The 12034-nt window shown below is 66.4% G+C and carries 10 protein-coding genes and 2 tRNA genes; 6 read left to right on the forward strand and 6 right to left on the reverse strand.

What is annotated here, in order from left to right; genetic code table 11:
- Window positions 1-14 precede the first annotated feature (14 nt).
- Window positions 15-173, forward strand: a complete 159-nt coding sequence (locus Tchar_RS12505) for a PD-(D/E)XK nuclease domain-containing protein (protein ID WP_268969093.1) — start codon at window positions 15-17, stop codon at window positions 171-173.
- Between the two features lie 367 nt (window positions 174-540).
- Here Tchar_RS12505 and Tchar_RS12510 read toward each other — a convergent pair.
- The 6 genes from Tchar_RS12510 to pilB form a co-directional block, all read right to left on the reverse strand.
- Window positions 541-616 (reverse strand) — tRNA-Lys (locus tag Tchar_RS12510).
- A 5-nt stretch (window positions 617-621) separates the two neighbouring features.
- A tRNA-Ala gene (locus tag Tchar_RS12515) sits at window positions 622-697 on the reverse strand.
- Between the two features lie 83 nt (window positions 698-780).
- Window positions 781-2424, reverse strand: a complete 1644-nt coding sequence (locus Tchar_RS12520) for a response regulator (protein ID WP_144329334.1) — start codon at window positions 2422-2424, stop codon at window positions 781-783.
- A complete protein-coding gene (locus Tchar_RS12525; protein WP_144329335.1) occupies window positions 2421-4115 on the reverse strand; it encodes a tetratricopeptide repeat protein in 1695 nt (564 codons plus the stop codon). The genes Tchar_RS12520 and Tchar_RS12525 overlap by 4 nt, the downstream gene beginning before the upstream one ends.
- Window positions 4112-5326, reverse strand: a complete 1215-nt coding sequence (locus Tchar_RS12530; RefSeq protein WP_144329336.1) for a type II secretion system F family protein — start codon at window positions 5324-5326, stop codon at window positions 4112-4114. Before Tchar_RS12530 ends, Tchar_RS12525 begins: the two co-directional genes overlap by 4 nt.
- A 58-nt stretch (window positions 5327-5384) precedes the next feature.
- Complete coding sequence (gene pilB, locus Tchar_RS12535; protein ID WP_236640459.1) at window positions 5385-7112, reverse strand: type IV-A pilus assembly ATPase PilB; 1728 nt, start codon at window positions 7110-7112, stop codon at window positions 5385-5387.
- Between the two features lie 114 nt (window positions 7113-7226).
- Between pilB and accB the strand changes: the two genes are divergently transcribed.
- From accB to Tchar_RS12560, 5 genes are read left to right on the forward strand one after another with little or no spacing between them, the layout of a single operon-like run.
- The gene (gene accB, locus Tchar_RS12540; protein WP_144329337.1) at window positions 7227-7688 is read left to right on the forward strand and encodes an acetyl-CoA carboxylase biotin carboxyl carrier protein; all 462 of its coding nucleotides are present in this window, start codon (window positions 7227-7229) and stop codon (window positions 7686-7688) included.
- Between the two features lie 10 nt (window positions 7689-7698).
- Window positions 7699-9051: an acetyl-CoA carboxylase biotin carboxylase subunit gene (gene accC / locus Tchar_RS12545; RefSeq protein ID WP_144329338.1), complete on the forward strand. Its 1353-nt coding sequence runs from the start codon at window positions 7699-7701 to the stop codon at window positions 9049-9051.
- Between the two features lie 4 nt (window positions 9052-9055).
- A complete protein-coding gene (prmA, locus tag Tchar_RS12550) occupies window positions 9056-9955 on the forward strand; it encodes a 50S ribosomal protein L11 methyltransferase (RefSeq protein ID WP_144329339.1) in 900 nt (299 codons plus the stop codon).
- Window positions 9956-10002: 47 nt separating this feature from the next.
- On the forward strand, window positions 10003-11079 hold the full coding sequence (locus Tchar_RS12555) for a zinc-ribbon and DUF3426 domain-containing protein (protein ID WP_161595532.1): 1077 nt from the start codon (window positions 10003-10005) through the stop codon (window positions 11077-11079).
- A gap of 51 nt (window positions 11080-11130) precedes the next feature.
- The gene (locus Tchar_RS12560; protein WP_144329341.1) at window positions 11131-11910 is read left to right on the forward strand and encodes a carbohydrate kinase family protein; all 780 of its coding nucleotides are present in this window, start codon (window positions 11131-11133) and stop codon (window positions 11908-11910) included.
- Window positions 11911-12034: the final 124 nt, after the last annotated feature.

Here is a 12034-nt window from a genome sequence, read left to right on the forward strand (position 1 = left end):
TGTTCGAGTTCAAGGTGGTGCCCGACCAGGCCACCGGGCAAGCGCTGGCGCAGCTGCGCGCCAAGGGCTATGCGGACAAATACCGCGCCGACGGGCGGCCGCTGCATCTGGTCGGCATCGAGTTCAGCCGCCAGCAGCGCAATGTGGTGGGCATGGCGGTCGAGGGGCTGTGACTGCGGTCGAGTCCAAGGCGCTTGGAGGTGGTATGTGAGCCGTCAGCGGCGCGTCTTGCGGCAGCCGCTTTTCGGCACGCTCGGACAGTGCGGCCGGGCCGGCGACGGCGGCGATCATGCATGCGCTGGGACTGTATGGCGGGTGTTTCGCAGGCGTTGCATGCCGCCCCATCGCGCGGCGCTGTATGCCGGTGCATGACGATATGCACTGTATTTAGTGCCTATCTGTGGGCGTCATGGGGGCGGAAGCGCCCTTTTTACCCTGCGGTCGACTGCCTGAAGCCAGCTACAGGTTACAAGCCGACTACACAAATGCCGGATGGCGTAACGTCATCCGCCTCAGTGTCTTGCAACTCGTAGATAAATTTGGTGGGTCCTGTAGGATTCGAACCTACGACCTACGGATTAAGAGTCCGCTGCTCTACCAACTGAGCTAAGAACCCAGGTATGGTGGACCGAAGGAGGATCGAACTCCCGACCTCTGCATTGCGAACGCAGCGCTCTCCCAGCTGAGCTATCGGCCCGTGAGAAACGCATTATAGCGTCAAAAACGGCAAGGCTGGCGTTGCGGGCGACGCGTGCGATGGCAGCGCGGCATCCCCAAGGGTCAATCGGTTTCGACCGTCTTGATGTCCATGACGCGCAGGCTGACGCCGCCGGCCTGCCGTGCGGCCTTGTCGCCGATCAGTGGCCGGTTGGCGAACGATTGGTAGCGCTGGCGCCAGGGCTGTATCTGCTCGGCCAGTGCCGCGGCGTCGGTGATCTGCACCTCGTAGCGCTTGAGCACGCCCCAGGCGGATTCGATGATTTTGGCGTTTCGGGTGTCCGCGCCCTGTTGTAGCAACTCCAACACGGCGGCGCGCGGATTGCCCGCCAAGCTTTGGCGCATGGCCCGCTCGATGATGCCCAGCACTTCGTGATGCAAGGCCATGAGGCGCACGGCGTAGGGGGGGTGGGGGGCAGCGGCCTGGGCCAGCAGTGCCGCCAGCGCCTTGGAGGTACAAAAGCGCCGTCCCAGCTCCGTTAGCCGCTGCTCGACTTCATCGATCTGGATGGCGCGCTGCGCCACGTAGGCCAGCAGGGTGGTCAGGTTGCATGCCGCTTCGAAATCGAATGTTTCATCCAAGAGTTCGGCCATCATGGTGCGTAGCTTGGCCAGCACGCGCGCGACTTGGGCGTCGTGGAGTAGCAACGCAATCTCCAGCACCTCGGCCAGGCGCTGAAGGCGCCGCGAGTCTGGGTGCCGCTCCAGCATGCGTTGCGCGTCTTCCCAGTAGCGCTGCAGGCCCTTGCGGTCGCTGGCCTGCAGTCGCATAAAGCCCAGCAGCACCAGCGACTGGGCATCGAACATCTTGGAGTCGAGCCCCAGCCGCACCGAGCGTGACAGCAACTCCTCGGCACGTTCGGTTTGCCCGCAGTAGTGGGCCAGCATGCCGTGGCGCTGCAGGCGGCTGATGGAGTGCGGCGTCAGCTCGGTGGCCATTTGGTAGGCGGCCAGCGCAGCGTCGAAGTTGCCCAGTTCGATTTGGGCGCGTCCCATGACATCGTAGGCGTCGGCGTAGCTGGCGTCCTCGCCAATGAGGTTGTGCAGCGTGGCGCTGGCTTTTTGCGGCTGACCAGCGTCGAGTTGGGCGCGCGCCACCCCCAGCTTGGCCCAGGGCAGCGCTTTGGCTGCCACCACCGCCTCGTACAAACGCTGGGCCTCGTCGAAGCGCTGCAGCCGCAGCAGCAGCTCGGCGCCGACGCGCGCACTGTACAACCAGTAGTCGGCACGCTGCTCGAAGCGGCGCAGGCACAGCTGGGCGGCACGCTCGAATTCGCGCGCTTCGACCGCGTCGAAAATGTCCTTGAGCACCGCCTTGCGATGACGCGCCTGTCCGATGCGTTGCGCCAATTGGTTGGCGGTGAAGGGCTTGAGCAAGTAGGAGTCGAGCGCAGATTCGGCCGCTTCGGCCACGCGGGCGTACGAGGCCTCGGCCGTCACCATGATGAAGACGGTGGCAAATGGCAGCAGCCCGGCGCGCCGCAGATCGTCGAGCAGCTCCTGTCCGGTGCCGCGGTCGTTCGGAAAATTCTGTTCGCACACCACGACGTCGAAGGTGCGAAACTCCAGCTGGCGCCGTGCGTCGGCGATGCGCGGGCTCTGCGCCACGGTACGTGCGCCCATGTCGCGCAATTGCGCCACCAGAATCGAACGCGAGGTCGGGTTGCCATCCACCACCAGGGCGGAGGCGCCATACAGGTCCATCATGGCCGCGTACCGTCCTGCAGGCAAGCTGGCATGGGCAGGCGGTCCATTGGCCCCAGGTTGACCCCACCGGCGGGCCGCAGGCGCGGATCGCCCAGGGCTGGGCGGTTGCGCATGGTGCCGTAGGCCTGGCGCAGGCTGCCGATGCGTTCTTGCCAGCGCTGGGCATTGGGAATGGTGTCCCGGTAGCGTTGCAGCAGCAGCCAGGCAGACTCGACGGCGCGGGCGTTGTGAGTGTCGTCGGCGACGGCGACCAATTCGGCCAGTGCCAGCACCGGCTCCCCGTCGCTGGCGCGGCGCAGTGCCGCCTCGATGCGCTGCACCATCGTCACTTCGCACTCGCGCAGCCGCTGGGCATAGGGGCTGTGGTGGGCCGCAGCGCTGGCCAGTAACTCCCCCATCGCTTTGGAGGTGGCAAAGCGCAGACCGACCGGGGTGACGAGGAGGTCGTCGGGCGCGGGCAGACCGGTATGACGGGCCAATGCCGCCAAGATGGCCAACAGATTACACGCCGCCTCCATGTCGAAGCCGGGGCAGGCGGTGTCGGCGGCGATGTCGGCGAACATCGCGGCTGCGGCGTCGCTTGGCGGCGGTGACGCCAACAGGTCGATGTGGCGGGCAAAGCGCTGTAGGCGCTCATCCTCGGGGTTGGCGCGGGCGCGCTTGTGCAGCTCGGCTCGGTGGCGTTCGAGCTCGGCGTCATCGTGGCGTTCGAAGGCCGCGATGGCCAGCAGCATCAGGCTTTCGGCGTCGAACATTTTGGAGTCGAGCCCCAGGGCGGCGGCGCGCTGTAGCAGCTCGATGGCCTTGTCTCGGTTGCCCAGAAAAAAGGCCAGCATGCCCAGCCGTTGCTGGCGGCCGATGGCCATGGGCGTGGCTTGCAGCGCTTTGCCCAGGCTGTCGAGCGCGTCGTCGAACTGCCCCAGCTCCATCTGTGCCCGCCCCAGCACGTCGTAGGCGTCGGGGTAGTCGGGGGCCGCCTCGATGAGTTGACGCAGCGTCTGCATTGCCGCCGCCGGTGCGCCGCTGTCGAGCTGGCAGCGTGCCACGCCCAGCAATGCCCACGGCTGCGGGTCGGTGTCCCAGATCGATTGAAACAGCGCCTGGGCCTGTCCAAAGCGCCCCAGCCGCAGCAGGATTTCGGCCCCCCAGCGCGCAGCCGAGAGCCACTGCGACCCCCGTTCGGCAAAGCGCTGCAGGCACAGCTCGATGGCGTCGTCGTAGCGCCGCTCCTCCAAGGCACGGTGGATGTCCCATAGCGCGGCTTTGCGGCGGCGCGCCTGCTCGATGCGGTCGTAGAGGCTGCCGGCGGAGTAGGGGCGCACCAAATAGCTGTCTACCGACGACTCGGCGGCTTCGGCCACTTTCAGGTAGGTGGCCTCGTCGGTGATCAGGATGAAGATCGTGCCGTAGGGCAGCAGGCCCGAGCGGCGCAGGTCGTCGAGCAAGGCCTGGCCCGATCCGCCGCGCGGAAAAGTGTCGCTGCAAACGACCAGATCGAAGGGGTGGCGTTCGATTTCGCGGCGTGCGTCGGCGATACGGCTGACTTGGCTCACCGACAGGTAGCCGAAACCGCGCAATTGGCCCACCAGAGTCAGGCGCGTGGTCGGGTTGGCGTCGACCACCAAGGCCGACGAACGGCTCATATCGGCCGGCAATGGCGCGGCCACGCCCAGCGCCCCGGTCGTGCTCACACCACCGCGCCCAGCTTGAAGATCGGCAGGTACATCGCCACCACGATGCCGCCGATGATGGTGCCCAGGATGACGATGATGATGGGCTCCATCAAGCTCGACAGCCCGGCGACCATGTCATCGACCTCTTGTTCGTAGAAGTCGGCGGCCTTGCCCAGCATATGGTCCAACGCGCCCGACTCCTCGCCGATCGCGCACATCTGCAGCACCATCGACGGGAAGACGCCGGTGTTGGTCATGGCCTGTGTCAGCGCGGTACCGGTGGCTACTTCTTGTTGGATCTTTTCGGTGGCGTCGGCAAACACCGAGTTGCCCGCTGCGCCGCCGACCGAGTCGAGCGCATCCACCAGGGGCACACCGGCGGCAAACATCGTCGACAGCGTACGGGTCCAGCGCGCGATGGCGGATTTCTCGACCAACACGCCGAAGATGGGCAGGCGCAGCAGCAGCCGATCCATAAAGCGCTGCACCTTTTCGTTGCGCCGCCAGGCTTGGAAGAAGAAATACAGCCCGGCACCCAAACTGCCGAAGATCAGCCACCAGTAGGCGACGAAAAACTCACTGATCGCAATCACCGCCAGCGTCGGGGCGGGCAGGTCGGCGCCGAACGAGGTGAAGACCTCCTTGAACGCCGGCACGACGAAGATCATGATCACCGACACCACCACGAACGCCACCACCAGCACGGCGGTGGGATACATCAGCGCCGATTTGACCTTGCTTTTGATCGCTTCGGTCTTCTCCAGATAGGTGGACAGGCGGTCGAGGATGTCCTCCAGAATACCGGCGGCCTCGCCGGCTTCGACCAGATTGCAGTACAGCGCATTGAAATACTGCGGGTGTTTGCGAAAGGCGGCGCTCAGCGAGGTGCCGGTTTCCACATCGGCGCGGATTTCGTACAGCAGGCGCGCCACACTGGGGTTGGGGTTGCCGCGACCGACGATGTCGAATGCCTGCAACAGCGGCACGCCGGCCTTCATCATCGTGGCCAGCTGCCGGGTGAAGATCGCGATGTCTTTGGGCTTGATGCGGCGCGCGGAGGCCAGCCTTTGTTTTTTGACCTTCTGTACGGCGATGCCCTGCCGGCGCAACTGGGCTTGCACCTGGGCTTCGCCGGCGGCGCGCAGTTCGCCCTTGACGGCTTTGCCGTTGCGGTCTTTGCCTTCCCACTCGAAGACGTACTCTTTGTTTGCACGCGTTGCCGTGGCCATGGGTTGCCGCTCCGCAGGGGTTGGATGCAGTGAACGCCGTCGATACCGGGGGACCGTCTCAGTCGTTGGTCACCGCCAGCACCTCCTCCAATGATGTAATGCCCATCTTAACCTTGCGCAGACCGCTTTCGCGCAAGCTGCGCACGCCTTCGGCGCGTGCCTGCGCCGCCAGCTCCAGGGCGCTGGCGCCGCGCAGGATGAGTTGCTGCATGGCCTCGGAGATCGGCATGACCTGATAGATGCCGACCCGGCCTTTGTAGCCGTCGTGGCAGGCGGAGCAACCCACCGGTCGGTAAGGTTGCCAGTCGCCTTCCAGATCTTCGGGGCGAAAGCCGGCGTCGAGCAGCACCTGGCGTGGTAAGTCGTGGTGGGGTACCTTGCATTGCGGACACAAGCGCCGCGCCAGGCGCTGCGCGGTGATCAGGTTGATGCTGGAGGCGATGTTGAACGGCGCCACCCCCATATTGATGAGGCGGGTGAGCGTGGAGGGGGCGTCGTTGGTGTGCAGCGTGGACAGCACCAGGTGCCCGGTTTGCGCCGCTTTGATGGCGATGTCGGCGGTCTCCAGGTCCCGGATCTCGCCGACCATGATGATGTCGGGGTCTTGCCGCAAAAAGGCCCGCAGCGCGGCGGCGAAGGTCAGACCCGCTTTTTCGTTGACGTTGACTTGGTTGACGCCGGGCAGGTTGATCTCGGCCGGGTCTTCGGCGGTGGAGATGTTGACGCCGGGCTGGTTCAGGATATTGAGGCAGGTGTAGAGCGACACGGTCTTGCCCGAGCCGGTAGGGCCGGTCACCAAGACCATGCCATAGGGGCGGCTGATGGCTTCCAGCAGCTTGGCTTTTTCGTCCGGTTCGTAGCCCAGGGCGTCGATGCCCATTTGCGCACTGCTCGGGTCCAAGATGCGAATGACGACTTTCTCGCCAAACAGGGTGGGCAGTGTGCTGACGCGAAAGTCGATCACCTTGTCCGGTCCGACCTTGAGCTTCATGCGCCCGTCCTGCGGCACGCGCTTCTCGGAAATGTCGAGCTTGGACATGACCTTGATGCGCGAGGCCAGCTTGTCCTTGACGGCGACAGGCGGTGTGGCGATCTCGCGCAACTCGCCGTCGATGCGAAAGCGCACGCGGTAGAAGTGCTCGTACGGCTCGAAATGCAGGTCGGAGGCGCGCATCGCGTAAGCATCGAGCAGCATCTTGTGCAAAAAGCGCACGATCGGCGCGTCTTCCACTTCGGCCGAAACTTTCTCGGTCGGCTCCGCGGCACTCATTTCCAGGCCGGCGGCCTCGAAATCGAAAGCTTGCCCGACGATGCGATCGATGGCTTGCGCCGCGCTGGCGGTGTAGGTCTCCACCAGCTTGGTCAGCTTGTCCACCTCGGCGATGATCCAGTCCACCGTGAGCTGGGTCTCGAATTTCACCTTCTCGGCAGCTTGTAGGTCGGATGGGTCGGCGGTGACCACCGACAGCCGGTTGCCACGCCGCCCCAGGGGCACGATGCGGTATTGCTGGCAGGTTTTGGGGTCCAGCAGACCATGCGGCAGCCGCTGCGGATCGACGGCGGACAAGTCGATCAGCGGCGCTGCGAAGGCGTTGGACATGGTGTGCGCCAGGTCGCGCGGCGAGACCGCGGCGCTTTCGATCAGCTCGGTGATGAAGCCGGTTTTTTTGCTTTGGGCGCGCGCGTACAGCGCTTCGGCTTTCTCCAGGCTCAGGGTACCAGCGCCAATGAGCGCGCGCGCCAGCCCGGGCAGCGCCATCGTGGTCGGGGCGTCGCCTTCGGTCATGGTGCGCTCCCCGGCAGGGTGGCGGTGTGCCCCATCCCTCGTGTATAGTTCGCGCTCTTTCCGTGCCGTTCGCGGCACGGTCGACACCGTTGTGGCGCATCGTTCGGAGTCAGCATGGATCTGCGCAAGCTCAAGACGCTCATCGACCTGGTGTCGGAGTCGAATGTCTCCGAGCTGGAAATCACCGAAGCGGAGGGCAAAGTCCGCATCGTCAAGGCGGCCCCCGTGGTGGCTGCCCCCCTCCCGCCCAGCGTGGCCATGGCGCCCGCCGCCCCCAGCGTGGTGACGGCGCCAGCGGCGGCACCTGCGCCAGCGGCAGCGCCGGTGCCGGCCGAGCCAGAGGGACACGTGATCAAATCACCCATGGTCGGTACCTTCTATCGCGCGCCCAGCCCGGGCGCCGCGCCCTTCGTCGAAGTCGGGCAGGCGGTCAAGGAGGGCGACCCGGTGTGCATCATCGAAGCGATGAAGATTCTCAACGAAATCGAGGCGGATCGCGCAGGTGTCATCAAGGAAATTTTGGTCGAGAACGGCCAAGCCGTCGAATACGGGCAGCCCCTCTTCGTCCTCGCGTGAGGGCGGCACCATGTTCAAGAAAATCCTGATCGCCAACCGCGGCGAGATCGCGTTGCGTGTGCAGCGCGCCTGTCGCGAGCTCGGCATCAAGGCGGTGGTCGTCTACTCCGAGGCCGACCGCGAAGCCAAGTATGTGAAGCTGGCCGACGAGGCGGTGTGTATCGGCCCGGCGCCGTCGGCGCAGAGCTATCTGAACATGCCCGCCATCATCTCGGCGGCCGAAGTCACCGACGCCGAGGCGATCCATCCGGGCTACGGCTTCCTGTCGGAGAACGCTGACTTCGCCGAGCGCGTGGAAAAAAGCGGCTTCGTCTTCATCGGCCCCAGCCCCGAGTCGATTCGCCTGATGGGCGACAAGGTCTCGGCCAAGCAAGCCATGAAGGCCGCTGGCGTGCCAACGGTGCCGGGCTCCGACGGCGCCTTGCCCGATGATCCGGCCGAGATCAAGCGCATTGCGCGCGCCATCGGCTACCCCGTCATCATCAAGGCCGCCGGCGGCGGCGGCGGCCGCGGCATGCGCGTGGTGCATACCGAGGCGGCGCTGCTGCACGCGGTGCAGACCACCAAGAGCGAGGCGGCGGCGGCCTTCAACAACCCCGAGGTGTACATGGAGAAATTTCTCCAAAACCCTCGGCACATCGAAATCCAGGTGCTGGCCGACCAACACCGCAACGCCGTCTATCTGTTCGAGCGCGATTGCTCGATGCAGCGTCGCCACCAAAAGGTGATCGAAGAGGCGCCGGCGCCGGGCATCGCGCGTCGCCTCATCGATCGCATCGGCGAGCGCTGCGCCGCGGCGTGCAAAAAGATCGGCTACCGGGGGGCCGGCACGTTCGAGTTCCTGTACGAAAACGGCGAGTTCTACTTCATCGAGATGAATACGCGCGTGCAGGTCGAGCACCCGGTGACGGAAATGATCACCGGCGTCGACATCGTGCGCCAGCAGATCCTGATCGCCGCGGGCGAAAAGCTGCCCTTTACCCAGCGCCAAATCCAATTGCGCGGTCACGCCATCGAGTGCCGACTCAACGCCGAGCATCCGTACACGTTCACGCCGTCGCCCGGTCGCATCACGGCGTGGCATGCCCCAGGCGGGCCGGGCGTGCGGGTCGATTCGCACATCTATGCCGGCTATTGCGTGCCTCCCAACTACGACTCGATGATCGGCAAAATCATCGTGCACGGCGACACGCGCGAGCAAGCCTTGGCGCGCATGCGCGGTGCGCTGGCCGAAGTCGTCATCGAAGGCATCCAGACCAATGTGCCGCTGCACCGCGAGCTGATGGTGGACGCCAATTTCGAGGCGGGCGGCACCAACATCCACTACCTCGAGAGCTGGTTGGCGCAGCGTGAACGGGGGTGAACCGATGCAGAGCGCGCGCTGGGTGGAGCTGGTGCTGCGGGTGCCCGAGGCACGGGTTGAGACCGTCAGCGACGCCTTGCAGGCACTCGACGCCCTGAGCGTGACGGTGGAGGATGCCGACGCCGACACCGAGGCCGAACAGGCTCTGTTTGGTGAGCCAGGCCTGCCGCCGCCCGCCGCAGGGTGGCGTCACTCGCGTGTGGCGGCGTTGTTTGATACACCTGCGCAGGCCCGCGAGGCGGCCGCGCTGCTGCAGGTGCAAGATTTTTTTGCCGACAGCGTGATCGAAGGTCTGCGTCCGGTGGCCGACACCGACTGGGTGCGCCTCACACAGTCCCAGTTCGAGCCCGTGCCGATCACCGCCGACTTTTGGATCGTGCCGAGTTGGCACGAGCCGCCGGCGGGCGCGCACACGGTGATCCGGCTCGACCCGGGCCTGGCGTTTGGCACGGGTACCCACCCTACCACCCGGATGTGCTTGCGCTGGATCGCCACCCACGGCATGGCCGGACGGCGGGTGCTGGACTACGGCTGCGGTTCGGGCATTTTGGCCATCGCGGCGGCCAAGTTCGGCGCGTCTGCCGTGGACGCGGTGGACATCGACCCGGCGGCGGTGGCCGCCACCCAAGCCAACGCCGCCGCCAACGCCGTGAACGTGCGCGCCGGCCTGCCCGAGGCCGTCAACGCCACGTATGACGTGGTGCTGGCCAATATACTGGCCACGCCGCTGAAGGTGCTGGCACCGCTGCTGTGCGCCCAAGTGGCCAGCACAGGCCACTTGGTGCTGGCCGGCATCCTCGAGCGCCAGGCCGACGAGTTGCGCGCGGCGTATGCGCCCTGGGTGACGCTGCAGGTCCACGATGCCGTGGACGGCTGGATTTTGATGACGGCGCAGCGCACCTGAAGGGCGGCGCCGCGCCGATGGCCGGGGGTGCCGTCATAATCGCGCGCATGAGCTTCATCACCCGCTGCCCCGCTTGCGGCACGGCCTTCCGGGTCGTGGCGGACCAGCTCAAAATCGCCGATGGTTGGGTGCGCTGCGGCCGCTGCCAGCACATTTTCGACGCCACGCTCGATTTACAGCCGGCATTGGAACGCACGACCACCGCCCCGGTGGCCCAGGCGCCTGCAGCTGCTGCGGCGGCAGTGTCGCCTCTGGTGCCACCGAGCGATGTCCCGGCGAGTGAAGCGCCTGCCCCGGCCGCCGGCGCCTTCGGGTCGGGCCGGCTCGTGGACAGTGCCGCCCAGGCGCCGCAGGCGCCCTCTGCGGGCGAAGGACACACCGAGCCCGCCGAGCCGCGCGAGCTCCAGCCAGCCGCCGCGGCGCCAGACCCCGCCGCCCCGCATGCCGAGCCCGATGGGGCCGTCGAGGCGCCTGCGGATGCGCTTGCCCAGCCGTCTGCGGCGCCGGTGGCGGGTACCGATGAGGGCGGGTTGCCGCAGGTGCAGCCGGCTGCTGCCGCAGTCCAGGATGGCCACATGGCGGCGCGTGCTTCAGAGCCAGAGGCCGAGCCCGGTTTCGTGCGGCAGGCTCGCCGTCGGGCCTTCTGGCGCCGCCCGGTCGTGCGGCTGGCGCTGGCCTTGATTGCCCTGGGGTTGGCGGGTGGCCTGCTGGGGCAGGCCGCGTGGACATGGCGTGACGACTGGGCGACGCGCTACCCGCTCGCCCGCCCGGCGTTGCAAGCCTTTTGTCACGCCTTCGACTGCCAGCTGGCGCCGCCCCGGCGCGCGCAGGACATATCGATCGACGGCTCGGTGCTGCTGCGCCGAGCCCCCGACCGCTACAGTTTTCATCTGGTGCTGCGCAATCAGGCCGAGGTGGAGGTGCAGGCGCCCGCGTTGGAGTTGACCCTGCTCGATGCCGAGGAGCGCATCTTGGTGCGGCGGGTCTGGCTGCCGCACGAGTGGCCGCAACCGACCGCGACGCTGGGGCCGCGCAGCGAGTGGCCGCTGCAATTCGAGCTGCGCTACGATCACCCGCAGGCGGCGCGCATGACTGGCTACCGCGCCGTGTTGTTCTACCCCTGACGATCGGCGCTGCGGCGGCGCCACCCCCACTCATCGACTGGTGATCAACCCATGACCATTCTCGTTTGCGGCTCGCTGGCCTTCGACACCATCATGGATTTCGAGGGGCGCTTTGCCGACCACATCTTGCCCGATCAGCTGCACATTTTGAACGTCTCTTTTTTGGTGCCAGGGCTACGGCGCGAATTTGGCGGCTGTGCCGGCAATATCGCCTATGGACTGCGGCAGCTGGGGGCGGCGGTGCGTCCGGTGGCCACGCTGGGCGCCGACGGGGCCGACTATCGCGAACGGCTGCGTGGTCTGGGGGTGGACGTGTCGGCGGTGCGGCTGTGCGACGACAGCTACACCGCCCAGGCCATGATCATGACCGACCGCGACAACAACCAGATCACCGCGTTTCACCCGGGCGCCATGGCGCAGGCCCACACCAACCCCATCGGAGACACGGCCGGTGTGTCGCTGGCCATCCTGGCGCCCGACGGCAAGCAAGCCACCTGGGAGCATGCACAGCAATTGCACGCGGCCGGGGTGCCCTTCGTGTTCGATCCGGGGCAGGGGCTGCCATTGTTCACGGCCGAAGAGCTGCGGCAGCTGGTCGAGCTGGCCGACTGGGCGGCTTTGAACGATTACGAAGCGCGCCTGCTGTGTGACCGCACGGGCTGGACGCTGGCCGAATTGTCGCGCCGGGTTCGCGCGCTGGTGGTGACCTTGGGCGAGCACGGCTGTGAGGTTTGGCAGGACGGCGCCGCCACCCGCGTCCCAGGGGTGAAGGCGACAGCGGTGGTGGATCCCACCGGCTGTGGTGATGCCTTTCGCGCAGCCCTACTCTAGTCGTCCCTGAAAAATTCATTTTCACGCCGCCCTTAGCCGCAGCTGGGCAGGGTTGGCGCCACTGGTCTCGGTTGGCCGCCGCTGGGCGAGCCACCGGCCGATGAGGCGCACGGCCGCAATGAGG

Source organism: Tepidimonas charontis, assembly GCF_007556685.1.
Classification (GTDB): Bacteria; Pseudomonadota; Gammaproteobacteria; order Burkholderiales; family Burkholderiaceae_C; genus Tepidimonas; species Tepidimonas charontis.